The sequence below is a fragment of the Parviterribacter multiflagellatus genome (genome assembly GCF_056863265.1).
In genome coordinates this window covers 59428-77537 of sequence record NZ_JBXPIZ010000004.1, presented here as the reverse complement: position 1 = coordinate 77537, position 18110 = coordinate 59428, and the positions used below count along the sequence as shown (strand labels likewise).

Here is an 18110-nt window from a genome sequence, read left to right as displayed (position 1 = left end):
GGAGAATCCGCCAGAGGCGGACTCTCCCAGGTGATCACGCGGCGACGGCTAGGGCTGCGTGGGCGTGCCCTCGGCGGTCATCGCGCCGGTGGTGGTCGTCTTCGGCTTCGGGGCGTTCTTGCAGAAGTTCTGCGTCTCGAAGCCCTTCTGGCACTGCGTGACGTCCTTCCACTGCTTCTCGTAGTCCTTGACGAACTTCTCCATGGCCTTCTGCTGGCCCTCGGAGGCGAGGATGCTCTTGATGGTCTGCTTGGCCTCCTCCAGCTTCTGCTGGCTGGCCGGCGTGACCTTCGAGACCTCGAAGACGTAGTAGCCGAACTGGGTCTTGACCGGGCCGGTGACCTTGCCCTTGTCCGCGCCGAAGATCGCCTTGTCGAGCGCCGGCTCCTGCTGGCCCTCGGAGACCGCCGGCAGCTCGCCGCCGTTGGCCTTCGTCTGCTGGTCGATCGAGTACTTCTTCGCGACGGACTTCCAGGAGTCGCCGTTCTCCAGGGCGGCCTTGGCCTCCTCGGCCTTGCCCTTCTCCTTGGTCAGGACGATCCGCAGGTCGCGGCGCTCAGGCTGCGCGAACTGCTTCTTGTTCTTGTTGTAGTACGCCGTGATCTGGGCGTCGGTGACCTTGTCCTTGCCCTTGGTGATCTTCTGCTGGATCCGGTTCGACAGCTCCTGCAGCCGGACGCGGAACTTCACGTCCTCCTCGGTGAAGCCCGAGGTCTGGAGGAACTTCTTGTAGTCGGCGTCCTTGGGGAACGAACGCTTCTTCTCCGCGTCGAACGCCTTCTGGAGGTCCTTGTCGCTGAGCTTGATGTCCTGCTCGGCGGCCTCGCCCGAGATCCACTCGTTCTGGATCAGCAGCTGCATGACCGAGTCGCGCAGGCCCTCGTACTCCTGCTTGCACTGGGTCTTGTAGTCCGAGTCCTTCGGCTGCGGCTGGCCCTTGGCGGGCTTCGGCGCGTTCTTCTTCTTGTCCGCGATGCAGGCCGTGAAGTCCGGCGGCACGGGGATCTTGGGCTTGGGGGCCGTCTTGGCGTCGGTCTGCGGCTGCTGCTGCGACTGCGACGAGATGGCCGCGATGTTCATCCAGTGGTCGAACGTCGACTTCGAGATGACCTCGTCGTCGACCTTGGCGACCGCGTTGCCAGGGACGTTGTCGTCGCCGCATGCCGCTAGCGCGAGCGCCGGGACGACGAGCGCGCACAGCATCGCGCGACGGAATGTTGCGACTTGAGACATGGATCCTTATTCGAGCGAGACTTTGTTAAGTGAGGATCAAGCAGCTTCGCTTGTGACCGCCAGCAGCACATCCGCGGCTCGGACCACCGCCGGGAAACGCTCCGCCGGGTCGTCCGGGACACGAACCGAGACCTGCGACTTGCCGGACTCGTACAGCGCCTCCGGGATCTCCTGTCGGAGGCGCTTCGCGCGGACGGAGTCTAGCTCGACGGGCGTGACTGCGAGGCGATTGTTACGGAACGACACGGCCGTCGCCCCGGCCTGGCCGAGCTTGATCCGCGCCCGCTGCAGCGAGATGAGGTTCGCGAGAGGTTCGGGCACCGGGCCGAAGCGATCGATGAGCTCCTCGCGCAGCGCCTCCAGCTCGGACACCTCGATGGCTCCGGCGATGCGGCGGTGCACGTCGACCTTGGCCTGCTCGTACGGGACGTAGTCCGCCGGGACGTACGCGTCGACGTTGACATCCAGCCGGACAGGCTCGGGCGCGTCCGCGTCGACCGTGCCGGCCTGCTCGGCGACGGCCTCGTCGAGCATCTGCATGTACAGCTCGAAGCCGAGCGCCGCGACGTGGCCGGACTGCTCGTCGCCCAGCAGGTTGCCCGCGCCGCGCAGCTCGAGGTCGCGCATGGCGACCTTGAAGCCCGCGCCCAGCTCGGTGTAGTCGCTCAGCGCCGCCAGCCGGTTCGCGGCGTCGCCCGTGAGCGCCGCCGCGCTCGGGTACAGCAGGTACGCGTACGCGCGCTCACGGCTGCGGCCCACGCGCCCGCGGATCTGGTAGAGCTGGCTGAGGCCGAACATGTCGGCCCGCTCGACGATCAGCGTGTTGGCCTGCGGGATGTCGATCCCCGACTCGATGATCGACGTCGCGACCAGCACGTCGGCCTCGCCGCGCAGGAAGCGCAGCATCCGCTTCTCCAGCTCCTTCTCGTCGAGCTGGCCGTGCGCGACCTCGAAGGTCATGTCCGGGACCAGCGCGCGTAGCCGCTCGGCGGTCTCGTCGATCGTCTCGACCCGGTTGTGGAGGAAGAACGCCTGCCCCTTGCGCGCCTTCTCACGCACGAGCGCGCCCTTGACCAGCTCCTCGTCGTACTCGCCGACGTAGGTCTTGATCGGCCGGCGGCCCTCCGGCGGGGTCTCGATGACCGTGATGTCGCGCAGGCCCGCGAGCGACATCTGGAGCGTTCGCGGGATCGGCGTTGCCGACATCGAGATGACATCGACCTTGAGCTTCATCTGCCGCAGGAGCTCCTTCTGCTTGACGCCGAAGCGCTGCTCCTCGTCGACGATGATCAGCCCGAGGTCCTTCGCGCGCACGTCGCGGCTGAGCAGCCGGTGGGTGCCGACGAGGATGTCGACGGTGCCGTTGGCGAAGCCCTCGATGGCGAGCTTCTGGTCCTTCGGCTGGCGGAACCGGCTGACGTGCTCGATCGTGAACGGGTAGTCCTTGAGCCGCTCGGCGAACGTGCCGTAGTGCTGCTGGGCGAGGATCGTCGTCGGCACCAGCATCAGCACCTGCTTGCCGGCGTCGGCGGCCTTGAAGGCGGCCCGCAGCGCGACCTCGGTCTTGCCGTAGCCGACGTCGCCGCAGATGAGCCGGTCCATCGGGCGCTCGGCCTCCATGTCGCCCTTCACCAGCTCGATCGCCATCCGCTGGTCCGGCGTCTCCTGGTAGGGGAACTTCGCCTCGAACTCCTGCAGCCACTCGCTGTCGGGCGGGAACGAGAGCCCGACGCGGCGCTTGCGCTCGGCGTAGAGGTTGAGCAGCTCGCCGGCCAGCTCCTGCGCGGCCCGCCGGGCGCGCGTCTTGAGCGTCTCCCAGCTCTTGCCGCCGAGCTTGGAGAGCGGCGGGTGGCTGCCGCCCGCGCCGACGTAGCGGGAGATCTTCGCGAGCTGGTCGACCGGCAGGAAGACCTTGTCGGTGCCGGCGTACTCGAGGTTGAGGTAGTCGCGCGTGACGCCCGCGACGGTCTTCGTGTCGAAGCCGGCGAAGCGCGCCAGCCCGTGGTCCTCGTGGACGACGATGTCGCCGGTCCGCAGGTCGGCGAACGACCGCAGCGCGCCGCGCCGCCGCCGGCCCGTGTCCATCCCGCCGCTGCGCTCGGGGCGGCGGCGGATGAGGCGGTGGTCGGGGAGGACCGCGAGCTTCAGGCCCGGGGCGATGAAGCCGTCGCGCAGGCGCGCGGTGCGGAACTGGAGCTTCTCGTCGGAGTCCCACGACGCGCGCAGCCGCGCGAGGTTGTACGCCGCTCGCTCACCCTCCGCGCGGGTGGCCCACGTGACGACGGTGCGGTAGCCCGAGCGCGTGAGCTTCTCCAGCTCCGTCTCGGCCTCCTTGAGGCCACGGGCCGCGGTGTCGGCGGTCTGCGCGCGCAGCTCGACCGGCTGGTTGCCGCTGATCGAGCTGAGCCGCACGCGGCCGCGCGCGTCGAGCTGCGCGAGCACCGTGTCCGGGTTGACGTACAGGCCGTGCGCGTCCTGGTCCCGGAACGCCGTGCAGACGTCCTGCCAGTGGTCCTTGAGCGCGGGCTCGAGGTCCTCCTCCGCCGCGATCAGGACGTGCGCGTCGGCCGGCGCGAGGTCCATGAACGCGTGGAACTTGTCGAGCGGGAGCAGCTCGGCGATGTCGGGGCGCTCGGCCTCCTCGTCCGCGGCGGCGACCTCGGCGAGCTCACGGTGCTCGACGGCCAGCTCGGCGGCCGGCGCGATCTCGACGCAGTCCACGTCGCCGAACGAGCGCTGGGTGAACGTGGAGAACTCGCGGAGCGTCTCGACCTCGATGTCGAACAGGTCGACGCGGACGGCGCGGTCGGCCGTCGCAGGGTAGATGTCGAGCAGCTCGCCGCGGATCGCGAACTGGCCGCGGTCCTCGACCTGGTCGACGCGCGCGTAGCCCATCGCGGCGAGCCTGATAGCGGTCTCATCGAGGTCGATCAGGTCGCCCTTGCGGACCATGAAGCCGTGCGGGCGCAGCTCCGGGTCGGGCACCTTCTCGGACAGCGCGACGGCCGACACGACGACGACCGGCGGCTCCGCGTCGCCGTCGCCCTTGGAGGCGTCGATGAGCGCGTCGATCGCCGCGACCCGCAGGCCGACGAGGTGCGGCGGCGGCGCGAGGTGCGACTCGTACGTGACGCCGCGGCTCGGGTAGAAGCGGACGGGCCGGGGCGCCAGCCAGGTCGCCAGGTCGGCGGCGAGGTCGCGCGCCTGCTTGTCGTCGCCGGCGACGACGAGCGTCGCGTGGGCCGGGTCGGTGTCGGCGAGGCCCGCGACGACGTACGGCCGCAGGGCCTGCGAGACGAAGGCGCGCGTCGCGCCTGAGGCGGGGGCGTCGAGGCGGAGCGTCGCCGCGTCGGCGTCGTCGGTGAGGTGCTGGAGGAGAGGGCGCAGGGACATGGATCCGGGCACGCAGAGCGACCGGGCAAGAGGCCCGGCCGGGTGCTCTTCCCAGGGTACCCGTGGCGCGTCCGCGGCCTACCGGACAGGGCGCCGGCGTCCGATCATCTGGGGACATGCGGCCTTGGACCGTCCCGTTTCGCCTGCGCGCCTCCGCGGCGCTGGCGCTCGTGCTCGCCCTCGCGGGCGGCGCGCCGGCCGCCGCACGCGCCGACGAGGGCGACGTCGGTGGCCGCCCGGCCCTCGACACGCGCGCGGGCGAGCGCGCGCACGTGAGCGCGGAGGTCGCCGCCGGCCGCCGCGCGCTGGATCGCCGGCTCGGCGCGCTCGGTCGCGTGGAGGCCGCCCCGCAGACGGGCGGCGTCGCCGACGTGCGGCGCGCGGACGGCTTCCTCACCGGCGCCTCCCCCGCGGACGCCGCGACGGTCGCGCTCGACTACGTGCGCGCGCGACCCGAGGTGTTCGGGCTCGACGCCGGCGACGTGGACGCGCTCCGGCTGGAGGCCCGGTTCACCTCCGCGGACGGCATCACGACGCTGCGCTGGGTCCAGACGGTCGACGGCATCGCGGCGTTCGACACCGGCCTGATCGCGCACGTCGCACGGGACGGGCGGCTGATCTCGGTGAGCGGCGGCGCGCAGCCCGACCTGGCGGTCGACGACGCCGAACCGGCGCTCGGGCCGGGCGCGGCCTACGGCGAGGCGCTGGCCGACGCCGGCGCTCCCCGCGTCGCGCCGGCCGGGCAGACGGAGCGCGGCCCCGAGCGCGAGACCGACTTCGCCGACGGCGGCGCCGCCCGCCTCGCCGTCCTCGCGGGCCCCGGCGGCGGCCGGCTGGTGTGGCGGACGTTCGCCCTCGACCCCGACGGCCGCGGCTACGAGCAGGCGCTCGACGCGGACACCGGTGCGGTGCTCGTCCGTCGTCCGCTCACCGCGCACGAGTCGCGCGCGGACGTCTACGACCGCTTCCCGGGCAGCGCGCAGGGCGGCACGCCGGTGACGGTCGACCTGGCGGCGAACCCGCGCTGGCTGACCGACGCCGCCAAGCTGGCGGGCGACTTCACCCACACCTACACGGACCGCAACGCCAACAACGCCGCGGACGCGGGCGAGGACACCCCGCCGTCGAGCGGCAGCGACTGGCGCTACCCGCTCGTCGCGCCCGACACGGTGACCGGGCCGTGCCCGCCCGCGCCCGCGTTCTGCACGTGGAACTCCGCCGACGCGAGCACCCTGACGCTCAACGAGCGCAGCTCGGCGGTCAACCTCTTCTTCCACGCCAACCGCTTCCACGACCACCTGCTGAGCGAGCCGATCGGGTTCACTCCCGCCTCGGGCAACTTCGAGGGCGGCGACCGCGTCATCGCGGAGAACAACGACGGCAGCGGGTTCGACAACGCGAACTTCTCGACGCCGCCGGACGGGACGTCACCGCGGATGCAGATGTTCCCGCGCCGGTCGGCGTACGACCTGCAGAGCGGGCACAGCGCCGAGACCGTCTACCACGAGTACACGCACGGGCTGACCAACCGGCTCGTCGTCAACGCGGCCGGAGGCTCGATGCTGCAGGGCGAGCAGGCGCGGTCGATGGGCGAGGGCTGGAGCGACTGGTACGCGCTCGACTTCCTGGAGCGCAGCGGGTACGCGGTCGACGGCCCGACGGCCGGCGACCTGTCGTACGGCGCGTACTGGAACGGCACCGGCATCCGCACGCAGGCCATCGACTGCCGCCGCACGGACCCGGTCGCCGGGAGGTGCGCGGCCAACGGCGGCGCGTACACGTACCAGGACATCCGCACGCTGACGGCGCCGCACACGAGCGGCGAGATGTGGTCGCAGACCCTGTGGGACGTCCGCCGCGCGATCGGCAGCGACGAGGCCGAGCGGCTCGTCACCGCCGGCCTGCGGCTCAGCGCGCCGAACCCGACCTACGTCGACATGCGCGACGCGATCCTGCAGGCCGACCTGGCGACCGGCGCGACGCACTACGCGCAGCTGTGGCGCGCGTTCGCCGCCCGCGGGCTCGGCGTCTCCGCCGCGTCGGCGGGCACGAACGTCAGCGCGGCCACCGAGGCGTTCGACCTCCCGCGCCCGTCGGTTGCCGACGACCCGGCGGTGCACGAGCTCGAGGGCGACCGCGACGGCGTGGCCGAGCCCGGCGAGACCGTGCGGCTGCGGCCGGCGCTGGTCAACACGGGCGTCGAGGGACTGGGCGAGCTGTCCGGGACGGTGTCGTCGGCGACGGCCGGCGTCACGGTGACGGGCGGCGCGACGACGTGGCCGGCGCTCGCGACGCCGCTCGCGCGCGCCGACGCGGAAGGCGACGTGACGGTGACGCTCGACCCGTCGCTGCCCTGCGGCACGCCCGCGACGTTGAACGTGGCCACGACGCTGCCGTCCGGCGCCGCGACGCTCCCCTTCCGGCTGCGCGCCGGCGCGCCGGTCGTCCCGAGCGGCACGGTGTGGACGTCCGCGACGCCGAACGCGGCGATCCCCGACAACAACGCCGGGGGCGTCAGCTCGACGATCACGATCCCCGGGCCGGGGACGCCGGTGCAGGACGTCGAGGTCCGCGTCGACGGCCTCACGCACGCGTATCTCGGCGACCTCGAGCTCTTCGTCTCGCACGACGGGGGCCCGCGGCGGCGGCTCATGAGCCGCCCTGGCAACGCGCGGATGGGCGCCGCGACGATGACCGCGACGATCTTCGACGACCAGGCGACGAGCGCGTTCGCGGGCGCCACGCTCGCCCAGGCGCCGTTCACCGGCCGTTGGCGCCCGCTGGAGGCGCTCGCGCCGTACGAGGGCGCCACGACCGCCGGGACGTGGACGCTCACCGCGATCGACGGCGGGCCGGGCGACACGGGCACGCTCGCCGGGTGGTCGATCGGCTTCGCGACCCGCAGCACCGGCTGCGAGGACAACACCGCGGCCGCGACGACCTCCGTCGCCACCGGCGTCGGCGCGAGCACCGCGACGGTGGGCGGCGCGATCGACGCGGCGGGCGCCGCGACCGACTACCGCATCGTCTGGGGCACGACCGAGGCGTACGGCGCGGCGACGACCGTGGCCTCGGCGGGCGCCGCGCGGGGCGCGGTGGAGCGCACCACGAAGCTCACGGGGCTCGCCGCCGGCACGACCTACCACTACCGCGTCGAGGCGCTGCGTGGGGGCGAGGTCGTGGCCGCGGGCGCGGATCGCACGTTCACGACGAGCGCGGCGGACGGTGACGGCGGCGGCGGGACCGGCACCGGTGGCGACGGCAGCGGCGGTGGCACCGGCAACGGCACAGGCAGCGGCACCACCGACGGCGGCGGCAGCACGGCCGGCGGCGGGACCGCACCCGCTGGCGGGACCACCCCGGCCGCCCCGCGCGCGGACGGCCCCGGCGCCACGCCCGCGCCGACGCTCGCGTTCACCGGCGCCCGCACGCTGCGGGTCACCCGCGGGCGCGTCACGCTGCGCCTCACGGCTCCGCCATCGACGCGCGGGAAGGTGACGCTCCGCGCCGGCAGGCGCACGATCGGCACGGCCACGTTCACCGCCACCCGCAGCGGCACGGCCACCGTCGCCGTCCGCCTCTCCTCCCGCGGCCGCACCGCCCTGCGCAAGGCCCGCCGCGGCAGGCTCGCCGTGACCGCACATGCGACCGCCGGGCAGCGCATCGCGACCGCCCGTCTCACCCTCCGCGGCTGACGACGTCACACTTCGGGGTCCTCGTGCGTTGAACGGGTGCATGACCCTCGAAGCCCTCATGGAAGAGCAGACGGCGCCGCTGACCCGGCGGCTGCGGCGCATGCTCGGTGACCCGCACGCCGCCGAGGACGTGCGTCAGGAGGCGTTCGCGAAGGCCTGGACCGCCGCACCCCGCGACGCCGACGACGACCACCTGCGCGCCTGGCTGCACCGGACCGCGACCAACCTCGCGCTCGACGAGCTGCGCCGCCGCCGCGTGCGCCGTGCGACGCCGCTGGCGGAGGAGCTCGACGCCGCCGCCGTCGGCGGCGACCACGACGAGGCGCTGGCCGCCCGCGAGGCCCTCGGCCGCCTGACGCCGCACGAGCGGATGCTCCTGCTGATGCGCTTCCAGGCCGGGTTGACGCACCACGAGATCGCGCAGCTGCTCGACATCGCCGACGCCGCCGCCCGCCAGCGCGTCTCGCGCGCCCGCCGCGCGTTCGCCAAGGCGATGCGCGAAGGCGCCCAGCGCGCCGCCCCGCGGGTCGCGCTGCTCGTCGCCGACGCCGCGCCGGACTCGTGCGAGGCGTGGCTGCGCGCCGCGGGCGCCGACGTCGTCGTGCTGCCGAGCGACGAGCGGGAGCTGACGCTCGCCGGCGCCGACGCGTTCGTCCTCAGCGGCAGCTACCAGGACCTCCACCCCGGCCTCTACGGCGAGGAGCTGAGCCCGCTCACGCTCGGCGCCGACCTGGAGCGCGACCGCCGCGACCTCAAGCTCGTCCGCCAGGCGCTGGTCGACGACCTGCCGATCGTCGGCGTGTGCCGCGGCAGCCAGCTGCTCAACATCGTGCTCGGCGGCACGCTGCACCAGGATCTCGCGCAGGCCGGGATGGCCGGCGAGGTCCACGGCAGCGAGGAGTCGCACCGTGTCCGCACGGGCGACGGCTCCAAGCTTCGCGACATCGTCGGCACCGGCGCGCACGTCGGCGGCGCCCACCACCAGGGCATCAAGCGGCTCGGCCGCGGCGTGCGCCCGGTGGCGGTCTCCGCGGACGGTGTCGTCGAGTCGATCGAGGTGCCGTCCCGCCGGTTCGCGATCGGCGCCCAGTGGCACCCGGAGGCGGACGCCTCCGCCACCGCCGGGCCGCTGCTCGCCGAGGCGCTCGTCCGCGCCGCCTCCGCCGCCTGACCGCGGCGCCCCTCTCCCTCCCCCGAAGACGAAAGGCAGGAAGCGATGGATCCCACCATCACGATCCGCCGTGCCGGTCTGCACGACGAGCAGGTGCTGCGCGACCTCGCGGGCCTCGACTCCTCCCCGCGTGTCCCGCGCGGCGAGGTGCTGCTGGCCGAGCTGAACGGCCGGCCGGTCGCCGCGCTGTCGATGACGGACGGCACGAAGGTCGCCGACCCGTTCCTCCCGACCGCGCAGGTGGTCGAGCTGCTCGACGTGCGCTCGCGCGCGCTGCGCGGCGCGCCGGGCTACGGCAGCACGATGCGCTCGGCCGCGTCGGTCGCGCGCGCGATCAGGTCCTGGACCTCGTCGCGGCTCTGGCGCCACTTGCCGAGGACGTAGGACGCCACGATGTCCGGATCGGTGGAGTCGGGCCTGCCGACGCCGATCCGGACGCGCTGGAAGCCCGGGTCGCCGAGCTCGCGCTTGAGCGACTTGAGGCCGTTGTGGCCCGCCAGCCCGCCGCCGACGCGCGTGCGGACGTCGCCGAACGGCAGGTCGATCTCGTCGTGCAGGACGAGCACCCGCTCGAGGTCGTCGACGCGGTAGGCGCCGCGCGCGGGGCCGGCGCTGCGGCCGGCCTCGTTCATGTAGGTCTGCGGCAGGAGCACCGCGACGCGAGGACCGCCCGGGCCAGTCCTTCCCTCGGTGACCAGCCCGTTGAACTTCTTCTTCGCGGCGGGGAGGTCCCAGCGGCGCGCGAGCGCGTCCGCGACCTCGAAGCCCACGTTGTGCGGCGTCCCGGCGTACCGCGTCCCGGGGTTGCCCAGGCCGACGATCAGCCAGTCGACGGGGGCCGTCGACTGGCCTTTGCCGAAGCGCACCGCGGCGGGGCGCTACTGCTCGGTGGTCTCGGGGGCCGGCTCGGCCTCGTCGGCGTCGCCGCCGGTGGAGCCGGTGTCGGCCTCGCCCGCGGGCGTGCCGTCCTCGCCGACGACCGCGGTCTCGGTCTCCGGGGAGTCGTCCTCGATCGCGGCGCGCGGCAGCGTGATCGACGCGACGACGGCCTCTGCGTCGTCGAGGATCGTGATGCCCTTCGGCGCCGTGATGTCGGCGACCGTCAGCGTGCCGCCGGCCTCGAGGCCGGACGCATCGTGGACGATCGACTCCGGCACGTCGCCCGGGAGCGCCTCGATGGTCAGCTCGCGGAGCTGCTGCTCCAGCACGCCGCCCTCGACGATGCCCGGCGCGTTCTCGACGCCCTGGAGGTCGAGCACGACCGGCGTCTGGATCGCGACGTTCATGTTGACGCGCACGAAGTCGACGTGCCAGGCGTCCCCGCGGACCGGGTCGCGCTGCTGGTCCTTGACGACCGCGTTGGCGGTCGTGCCGTCGACGTCCAGCTCGATGACGGCGCCCGCGCCCTGGAGGGCGATGCGGAGATCGCGAGCATCGACGCTGATGTGCTGCGGCTCGCCATCACCGCCGTAGAGGACCGCGGGCACGCGACCGGAACGGCGCAGGCGGCGGTTCGAGCGCGAGCCTTCGATGTCGCGCGGGGTGGCGGAAAGACGAGTCGTTGCGTTGGCCATGGCGGTCAGAGAGGGTAGCGAGGTCCGTCCGGACGACCAGCTACCTAGCGGCGCGAGCGCTGCGAGGGCAGCGTCCCCGGATCGCCCGGGTACTGGTCGACGGCGAGGTAGTTGCGCTGCAGGTCCGCGAAGCCGGGCTTGCGCACGCCGTCGAACGAGACGACGGCCTTCTGGTGGATCGGCGACTGCGGCCGCGGGTTGCCGCCGTCCCACTCCGGGCGGACGCGGAACTCGCGGATCGTCCAGTACAGGGCGCCGCTCAGCCACGGCTTCGAGTTGTAGACGGCCGAGTGGTAGTTGATGAAGTCCTGCTGGAACTCGTACGTGCCCTTCTCCTCGACCGGGCCGTTGCGGTTCGCCTCGGCGCCGAACTCGGTGATGAAGATGCCCTTGTCCGGATAGCAGGCGCGGACCGAGTCGAGGTACTCGCTGAGCACGGTGCGGTCGGCGATCTGGCCGTTCGGGCCCGGGTACCAGCCGAAGTACTCGTTGATGCCGATCACGTCGAGCGGCTTGTACTCGGTCTGGCAGCCCGCGCCGGGGTAGCCGGCGACGGCGTACGAGATGAGGCGCGTCGGGTCGAGCGCGCGGGCCTGCGCGGCGGCGCGGCGGATGTAGTCGCCCTGCACCGGGCCCGGACGGGCCGACAGCTCGTTGCCGATCGACCACGTGATGATCGACGGGTGGTTGCCGTTGGCGAGCACGTTCTCACGCAGCTCGTTGGCGCCGACCTTGCGGACGGTCTCCGACGCGAGGTAGTTCGTCTTCACCGCGTACATCGGGATCTCCGACCACACCAGCAGGCCGAGCCGGTCGGCCTGCTCGTGCATGTACGGATGCAGCGGGTAGTGCGAGCGGATCATCGTCGCGCCGACGTCGCGGGCGTCCTTGAGGAGCTGGTCGCGGATCTTGTTGTCGATCGCGAACCCGACCTTGCGGTCGTCCTCGTGCAGCGACACGCCGCGGACGTTCACCGGCAGGCCGTTGAGGTTGAGCTTGCCGTCGACGATCTTCACCGAGCGGATGCCGCTCTTGAGCTGGTAGCCGAGGACCTTGCGGCCGTCGTCCTTGCCCGCGCGGACGGTGAGCGAGACGTCGTAGAGGTTCGGGTGCTTGGGCGACCACAGCTTCGGGTCGCCGACGCGGACGCTCGTCGTGAACGTGCCGAATCGCTTGGCGCCGATCGACTGCGTCCCGAGCCGGACGGTCTTGTCGCCGTACTTGCCGGTGATGCGGACGCGCTGCGGCTCGTCGGCGTAGTTGCGGACGGTCACGCGGAAGCGGACGGTGGCCGCGCACGAGCGGCACGGCAGCTCGGGCAGCACCTGCACCGAGCTGAAGTCGATCTTGTCGACGCGCTTGAGGTAGACCTCGCGGAGCAGGCCGCCGTAGTTCCACCAGCCGCCGGTCGGGACCGACGTGCGGGTGAAGCCGGCCGGCGGGAGGTCCCACGGCTTGCGGATGTTCTCCACCCGCACGACGAGCCGGTTCGTGCCGCTGCGCTTGAGGTAGCTGCGCGGGATGCGCAGCTCGAAGCCGATGTACGCGCCGCGGTGGGTGCCGACGAGCTTGCCGTTCATCCACGCGCGGACGCGGTAGTTGGCCGACTCGAAGCGGAGCACCCAGTCGTAGCGGCTGCTCGACGACGGGAGCTTGAAGTCCTTGCGGTACCAGCCGACGGTGCCGGCCATCGAGGCGGCCGACTCGTCCTGGGCGTTCCACGCGTTCGGGACCGTCGTCTCCGTCCAGCCCTGTGCGCTCGTCTGCTTGTGGAAGCCCTGTTTGAGCCCGGCGTTCGCGGTGTCGAGCCGGAACAGCCAGCTCCCGTCCATCAGGAAGAGGTTGTCGGCGCGGTCCTGGTAGAGGGCGCCGCGGGAGGGCGTGTCCTGCGCGGACGCCGGAGCGGCGGCCACGAGGAGGGCGAGGAGGGAGAGGAGCAGGAAGAGCAGTCGCTTCGGCATCGGCACGGTGGGGTTCAACACACGGGCGTGCCGAAGGTTGCGCAGGAAGCTCAGCTCAGCAGCTGCTCTCCCGCGCGATCGGCTCGCTGAGGCGGGTCAGGCTAACGGAGGGGCCGGTGATCGCGTTCCCCGTCCGCTCGACGGTGACGCACTGGACGGTCGGGAGCAGCCCGTCGCGCTGCCACACGACGCGGGTGGGAGCGGTCTCGCTGCCGAGCGCGTGGGAGGTGCCCGAGTCGTATCGGACGATCTCGACCTCGCCGCTCCCCTTCCCCTCGAACCGGGCGATCAGGGCCGCGAGCTGCTGCGCGCATGCGGTGTCGCAGTCCTCCAGCTCGGTCGCCATCGCGCGCAGGTCGGCGGCGGCCTGCGCGTTCAGCAGGCGCTCGACCTTCGTGCGCTCCGTCGAGTCGGCCGACAACCAGCGCGCGACCGCGACGCTGACGAGCAGGAAGAGCACGACGGCGACGGCGAGCACGAGCCGCCGCCGGGCGACGACGGTCAATCGGGCTCCTCGCCGCTCAACTCGAGGAACCGCTCGACCGACGCCTCCTGCCGCTCCAGCCGCTCGGCCATCGCGCGGGCGTGCTCCGCCGCCTCGGTGAGGAACGCGTCGAGGCAGGCCTCGGGCTCCTGGGCCAGCGGGTAGATGCGCGCGACGTCCTGCTGGGCGATCGCGATGCCGAGCGGCGGCGTGCCGTCGGCGAGCGTGCGGGCGCTGCAGACCGGCGCGACCACGACCCCGCGGTCGGGCGCGACGAGCGCGACCGGCATCAGGCGGTGCGCGGGGAGGCTGACCGGGAGCGCGACCGAGCGGTCGACCTGGACGACGCTCGACGCCAGGTCCTCCAGCGGCTCGCGCCACACCGCGAGCACGGTGTCGGCGGCGGTGATCGCGTCGCGCAGGGCCCGCGCCTGCGCCTGGTAGGCCTCCTCGGCCTCGTCGCGGTCGTGCGCGTCCCCGAGGTCGAGGTCGCACGGCACGCGCAGCAGCTCGTTCGCCCCCACCTTCGCGCCCGCGCCGAGCCCGCCGTGGGCGACGTAGGTCTGGATCGTGCCGAGGTCGCGCCGTCCGTGGAAGATGATCGTCAGCGCGTCGCACGTCGCGAGGGGCTGCACCCGCAGCGCGACGCTGGCGGCAGCGGCCGCGTCGAGGAGCGCACGGCGCAGGAGCTCCTCGGCCTCGTCGCGTCGGGTGTCCTCCGGCTCACCCATGACGGCATGATGTCAGACGCGCCGGGCGAGATTCCCGATTTTCGACAGGAGGTACAGCGTGATCATGAAGATCCTCTACCGACCGATAGGCATCGTGCTGGGCCTGCTTGGCGGCATGCTCGCCAAGTCGGTCTTCAACGTCATCTGGTCGCGCATCGACGACGAGGAGGCGCCGAAGGCGACGATCGAGGGCAGCGGCTGGACGAAGGTGCTGCTCGCGGCGGCCGTCCAGGGCGCCGTGTTCCAGACGGTCCGCGCCGCGGTCAACCGCGGGGGCGCCGAGGGCTTCCAGTACCTCACGGGCGTCTGGCCGGGCGAGAAGCGCCCGGATCCCAAGTAGGCCGGCGGGTCAGCGGGCGCGGATGATCAACCCGCGCCCGCGGAACTCGTCGACCGCGTCCTCGAAGGCCGCGAAGTCGCGGGCGAGGAGGAGGTCGACGGGGCGGCCGCGCGGGCCCTGCGCCCGCAGCCAGCGCTGGAGGACCACGGCGTCGAGGTCCTCGGTCAGCGCCAGCAGGATCGGGATCTCGGGCTTGTGGTCGAGCTCCCCCGTCAGGACCGTGAGCGGGTCGACGTCGAGGACGCGCAGCAGCTCGTCGTCGCTGAGGCCCAGGCGCTCGGTGAGGACGGCCGCACCGGTGTCCACGGCGCTCAGAGCAGCTCTTCCGCGGCCGACAGGTACTGCTGGGCGCGCGACGTCATGCGGACCAGGCCGTAGGCGTCGAGCACCGCGCGCTTGAGGTCGGGCGGGTCGCCCGCGGCGCGCAGGCGGCGCATCAGCTCGGCGATCTCGTCGAGCGGGACCTCGATCAGCTCGCGCGGGCCGAGCTCGCGCACCACGACCTCGGGGCTGTCGAGCGCGCGGACGACGTCGTCGTTCTGCCACGGGATGTCGTCGCTACGGATCAGGTCGATGCGGCCCTCGCGGGCCAGGTGGTAGATCGAGTTCGAGAGCGGCGCGCGGGCGACGCTCGTCAGCTTCTTGCCGCCGGCGGCCTTGTTGTAGAGCGCGTACGCCCGGGAGGCGAGCAGCGGGCCCTCGACGCTGACGATCTCCTCGAGCGTCTCCATGATGCGCGGGCGCGGCGCGCTGCGCGGGTCGCCGGGCGCGTCGCCGTCCCACGCGCGGTACGGCTCGAGCGCGATGCGGATCGGCGCGGAGCCGTCGGCGCTGCGCTTCGCGGTGGCCGGGAGCGTGGCCTTCCAGTCCTCGACGGGCCAGTCGGGCCGCTCGCCGCGCGACAGCGTGAGCACCGGCAGGTCGGTCGTCTCGTACAGCATCACGCGCTCGTCGAGCAGCACGCGGTCGGGCGGGTCGGGCCAGTCGGTGAGGACGATCGCGGCGACCGCGAGCCCGGCGCCGCGGACGGCCTCGGCGGCGGCGCGGGCGCGGCCGGTGAGGCCGGCGTCCGCCTCGATGGCGAGGACGACCGGCGCCTGCAGCTCGGCGGCCAGGTCCCGGCAGGCGTAGCGGACGGTCAGCGGGGCGAGGACGTCGGCGGCGATCGCGATCACGTCGCTCTGGCGGGCGCGGTCGGCCAGCGCGCCGGGGGAGTGCTCGGCGCCGGCGTGGGCGGCGGTGATCGCGGGCGTCGTGCGCCCCTCGCCGAGGACCCAGGCGTCGGGGTCGATCGCGTGCGCGACGGCGGCCGCGGGCGGGCCCAGGACGACGAGCGACGTCATGCGAGGTGGTGGTCGGTCACATCTCTGCGCAGCACGTGCGGCAGTGTTCCACGTCGTGACGACCTCCGCCCCCGCTCTCCCCCTGTCCACGATCCTGCGCGAATGGGGGCGGATCGGGTGCGTCGGCTTCGGCGGGCCGCCGGCGCACGTCGCGCTGCTGCGGGAGCTGTGCGTCGAGCGGCGCGGGTGGATCGACGAGGAGGACTTCGAGCACGGCGTCGCGGCCACGAACCTGCTCCCCGGGCCCGCCTCGACCCAGCTGGCGATCTACTGCGCGTGGCGGCTGCGGGGGGTGCCGGGCGCGCTGGTCGGCGGGTGCGCGTTCATCGTGCCCGGGCTCGTGCTCATCATCGCGCTGGCCGCGCTCTTCCTCGGCGCGCCGCCGGACTGGGTGCGCGGGATCGGCGCGGGTGCGGGCGCGGCGGTGGCGGCGGTCGCCGTGCAGGCCGGCGTCGCGCTGATGGGGCCGAGCTGGTCGCGCGCCGCGTCGCGCGCGCGGTGGGTCGTCTACGCGGCTGCGGGCGCCGTCGCCGCCGCCACCGTCGGCGCGTGGCTCGTGCTCGTCCTGCTGGCGTGCGGCGCGGTCGAGCTGGTGTGGCGCCGGGGTCTGCCCTCGGGTGCGCCCTCCCTCGCTCCCGCCCCGCTGCTGCTCGCCGCGGCGACCACCGGCGGGCTCGCCGCGCTGTCGTGGACGGCGTTCAAGGTCGGCGCGCTCTCGTACGGCGGCGGGTTCGTGATCATCCCGCTGATGCAGGGCGACGCGGTCGGCCACGGGTGGATGACCGAGGCGGAGTTCACGAGCGCGGTCGCCCTCGGCCAGGCGACGCCGGGGCCGGTGGTGCAGACGGTCGCGGTCGTCGGGTACGCCGCGCACGGGGTCGGCGGCGCGCTGCTCGCCGCGCTCGTGGCGTTCGCGCCGTCGTTCTGGTTCATCGCGCTGGGAGCCGAGCGGTTCGACCGCCTGCGCACGTCGCCCGCACCGCAGGCGTTCCTCGCCGGCGCGGGGCCGGCGGCCATCGGCGCGATCGTCGGGTCCGCCGTCCCGCTGGCGGACGCGCTCTCGGAGGCGTGGCAGTACGGCGTCCTCGCGGGCGCGGCGGTGCTGCTGCTCGCGCTCCGCCGCGGGGTCGTGCTGACGCTGCTCCTCGCCGCGGCGGCGGGTGCGGTCGCGGCGCTCCTCGGAGCGCCGCTCCCGGCCTAGAAGAGCTGGTTCTCGCCGCCGAAGATGTCGCTCACCGAGTCGTCCGTGAAGATGCGGCGGACGGAGTCGGTCAGCAGGTCGGCGCAGCTGAGCACGGTGATGTTGTCGGGTGCGCCGTCGCGGAGCGGGATCGTGTCGGTGACGACGATCTGCTCGAACCCGGCCTCGGTGAGGTTCTCGAACGCGCGGCCCGACAGGACCGGGTGCGTCGCCGCGGCGTACACCGACTTCGCGCCCGCCTCGCGCACCGTCTCGGCCGCCGCCTTCAGCGTCCCGGCGGTGTCGATCATGTCGTCCACGATGATCGCGTTGCGGCCCTTGACGTCGCCGATCACGTAGCCGATCTCGGCCTTCTGGTGCTCGGGGCGCTCCTTCGTGAGGATCGCGAGCTCCGCGCCCATCTTCTCGGCGAACTTCTGGTTGAGCTTCGCGCGCCCGACGTCCGGCGCGACGACGACGAGGTCCGGCAGGTTCAGGTCGATGAAGTGCTGCGTGAGGATGTGCAGCGCGGTCATGTGGTCGACCGGCTTGGAGAAGAAGCCCTGGAGCTGGCCGGCGTGGAGGTCCATCGTGAGGACGCGGTCGGCGCCGACGGCCTCCAGCATCCGCGCGACGGCACGGGCGGAGATCGGCTCGCGGCCCATCGACTTCTTGTCCTGGCGGGAGTAGCCGTACCACGGAGTGACGGCGACGACCCGGTGCGCCGACGCGCCGACGGCGGCGTCGATCATCAGGATCAGCTCCATGAGCGCGTCGTTCGCGGTGACGCCCGTCGCCGGGTTGCCGCACGTCGGCTGGACGATGAACACGTCCGCGCCGCGGATCGAGTCGTTGAACCGGCAGTAGACCTCGCCGTTGGAGAAGGTCTTCAGCGTCACCGGACCGAGCCCGATGCCCAGCTTCGATGCGATCTTGGTGGCGAGCTCGGGGTGCGCGCGACCCCCGAACACCATGAGCTTCTTGTCGTAGCCGATGCCGAGGCTC

The 18110-nt window shown here is 73.1% G+C and carries 15 protein-coding genes; 5 read left to right on the top strand and 10 right to left on the bottom strand.

The window, feature by feature from the left end; all coding sequences use genetic code 11:
• Nucleotides 1-48: 48 nt before the first annotated feature.
• Both AC1UE5_RS09720 and mfd read right to left on the bottom strand, forming a co-directional pair.
• Nucleotides 49-1203 carry a peptidyl-prolyl cis-trans isomerase gene (locus tag AC1UE5_RS09720; RefSeq protein ID WP_482922612.1) on the bottom strand — a complete coding sequence of 385 codons (1155 nt, stop codon included), beginning with the start codon at nucleotides 1201-1203 and terminating at the stop codon, nucleotides 49-51.
• A 66-nt stretch (nucleotides 1204-1269) separates the two neighbouring features.
• On the bottom strand, nucleotides 1270-4626 hold the full coding sequence (gene mfd, locus AC1UE5_RS09715; RefSeq protein WP_482922610.1) for a transcription-repair coupling factor: 3357 nt from the start codon (nucleotides 4624-4626) through the stop codon (nucleotides 1270-1272).
• A 116-nt stretch (nucleotides 4627-4742) separates the two neighbouring features.
• Between mfd and AC1UE5_RS09710 the strand changes: the two genes are divergently transcribed.
• Genes AC1UE5_RS09710 through AC1UE5_RS09700 form a run of 3 tightly spaced genes read left to right on the top strand, consistent with a single transcriptional unit; the run spans nucleotide 4743 to nucleotide 9876 of the window.
• Nucleotides 4743-8321 (top strand): M36 family metallopeptidase, encoded by a 3579-nt coding sequence (locus AC1UE5_RS09710; protein ID WP_482922608.1) that lies wholly within the window; start codon nucleotides 4743-4745, stop codon nucleotides 8319-8321.
• Between the two features lie 40 nt (nucleotides 8322-8361).
• Complete coding sequence (locus AC1UE5_RS09705) at nucleotides 8362-9492, top strand: sigma-70 family RNA polymerase sigma factor (protein WP_482922606.1); 1131 nt, start codon at nucleotides 8362-8364, stop codon at nucleotides 9490-9492.
• 45 nt (nucleotides 9493-9537) lie between these two features.
• Nucleotides 9538-9876: a hypothetical protein gene (locus AC1UE5_RS09700; protein WP_482922604.1), complete on the top strand. Its 339-nt coding sequence runs from the start codon at nucleotides 9538-9540 to the stop codon at nucleotides 9874-9876.
• On the opposite strand, the gene pth is transcribed toward AC1UE5_RS09700, so the two are convergent.
• The 5 genes from pth to AC1UE5_RS09675 are packed head-to-tail and all read right to left on the bottom strand — an operon-like array spanning nucleotide 9783 to nucleotide 14242.
• The gene (gene pth / locus AC1UE5_RS09695) at nucleotides 9783-10358 is read right to left on the bottom strand and encodes an aminoacyl-tRNA hydrolase (protein WP_482922602.1); all 576 of its coding nucleotides are present in this window, start codon (nucleotides 10356-10358) and stop codon (nucleotides 9783-9785) included. The two genes, AC1UE5_RS09700 and pth, sit on opposite strands and share 94 nt — an antisense overlap.
• A gap of 12 nt (nucleotides 10359-10370) precedes the next feature.
• Complete coding sequence (locus tag AC1UE5_RS09690) at nucleotides 10371-11066, bottom strand: 50S ribosomal protein L25 (protein WP_482922600.1); 696 nt, start codon at nucleotides 11064-11066, stop codon at nucleotides 10371-10373.
• A gap of 44 nt (nucleotides 11067-11110) precedes the next feature.
• The gene (locus tag AC1UE5_RS09685) at nucleotides 11111-13027 is read right to left on the bottom strand and encodes a glycoside hydrolase family 2 protein (RefSeq protein WP_482922598.1); all 1917 of its coding nucleotides are present in this window, start codon (nucleotides 13025-13027) and stop codon (nucleotides 11111-11113) included.
• 55 nt (nucleotides 13028-13082) lie between these two features.
• Nucleotides 13083-13532 carry a hypothetical protein gene (locus tag AC1UE5_RS09680; RefSeq protein WP_482922596.1) on the bottom strand — a complete coding sequence of 150 codons (450 nt, stop codon included), beginning with the start codon at nucleotides 13530-13532 and terminating at the stop codon, nucleotides 13083-13085.
• Nucleotides 13529-14242: a hypothetical protein gene (locus AC1UE5_RS09675; protein ID WP_482922594.1), complete on the bottom strand. Its 714-nt coding sequence runs from the start codon at nucleotides 14240-14242 to the stop codon at nucleotides 13529-13531. Before AC1UE5_RS09675 ends, AC1UE5_RS09680 begins: the two co-directional genes overlap by 4 nt.
• A 64-nt stretch (nucleotides 14243-14306) precedes the next feature.
• Here AC1UE5_RS09675 and AC1UE5_RS09670 point away from each other — a divergent pair, with 64 nt between their 5' ends.
• Entirely contained in the window at nucleotides 14307-14582 is a 276-nt protein-coding gene (locus AC1UE5_RS09670) for a DUF4235 domain-containing protein (RefSeq protein WP_482922592.1), read from the top strand.
• Between the two features lie 9 nt (nucleotides 14583-14591).
• On the opposite strand, the gene AC1UE5_RS09665 is transcribed toward AC1UE5_RS09670, so the two are convergent.
• A complete protein-coding gene (locus AC1UE5_RS09665; protein WP_482922590.1) occupies nucleotides 14592-14888 on the bottom strand; it encodes a rhodanese-like domain-containing protein in 297 nt (98 codons plus the stop codon).
• Between the two features lie 5 nt (nucleotides 14889-14893).
• The gene (locus AC1UE5_RS09660) at nucleotides 14894-15925 is read right to left on the bottom strand and encodes a hypothetical protein (protein ID WP_482922588.1); all 1032 of its coding nucleotides are present in this window, start codon (nucleotides 15923-15925) and stop codon (nucleotides 14894-14896) included.
• Between the two features lie 55 nt (nucleotides 15926-15980).
• Here AC1UE5_RS09660 and chrA point away from each other — a divergent pair, with 55 nt between their 5' ends.
• Entirely contained in the window at nucleotides 15981-17126 is a 1146-nt protein-coding gene (gene chrA / locus AC1UE5_RS09655; RefSeq protein WP_482922586.1) for a chromate efflux transporter, read from the top strand.
• On the opposite strand, the gene AC1UE5_RS09650 is transcribed toward chrA, so the two are convergent.
• Nucleotides 17123-18100, bottom strand: a complete 978-nt coding sequence (locus AC1UE5_RS09650) for a ribose-phosphate diphosphokinase (protein ID WP_482923295.1) — start codon at nucleotides 18098-18100, stop codon at nucleotides 17123-17125. The genes chrA and AC1UE5_RS09650 overlap by 4 nt on opposite strands.
• Between the last annotated feature and the right edge of the window lie 10 nt (nucleotides 18101-18110).

Coding starts and splice junctions, on each gene's coding strand:
- AC1UE5_RS09675 (WP_482922594.1), bottom strand. CDS start 14,242: ATGGGTGAGCCGGAGGACACCCGACGCGACGAGGCCGAGGAGCTCCTG.
- AC1UE5_RS09685 (WP_482922598.1), bottom strand. CDS start 13,027: ATGCCGAAGCGACTGCTCTTCCTGCTCCTCTCCCTCCTCGCCCTCCTC.
- AC1UE5_RS09660 (WP_482922588.1), bottom strand. CDS start 15,925: ATGACGTCGCTCGTCGTCCTGGGCCCGCCCGCGGCCGCCGTCGCGCAC.
- AC1UE5_RS09705 (WP_482922606.1), top strand. CDS start 8,362: ATGACCCTCGAAGCCCTCATGGAAGAGCAGACGGCGCCGCTGACCCGG.
- AC1UE5_RS09670 (WP_482922592.1), top strand. CDS start 14,307: ATGAAGATCCTCTACCGACCGATAGGCATCGTGCTGGGCCTGCTTGGC.
- mfd (WP_482922610.1), bottom strand. CDS start 4,626: ATGTCCCTGCGCCCTCTCCTCCAGCACCTCACCGACGACGCCGACGCG.
- AC1UE5_RS09720 (WP_482922612.1), bottom strand. CDS start 1,203: ATGCTGTGCGCGCTCGTCGTCCCGGCGCTCGCGCTAGCGGCATGCGGC.
- AC1UE5_RS09710 (WP_482922608.1), top strand. CDS start 4,743: ATGCGGCCTTGGACCGTCCCGTTTCGCCTGCGCGCCTCCGCGGCGCTG.
- AC1UE5_RS09690 (WP_482922600.1), bottom strand. CDS start 11,066: ATGGCCAACGCAACGACTCGTCTTTCCGCCACCCCGCGCGACATCGAA.
- AC1UE5_RS09700 (WP_482922604.1), top strand. CDS start 9,538: ATGGATCCCACCATCACGATCCGCCGTGCCGGTCTGCACGACGAGCAG.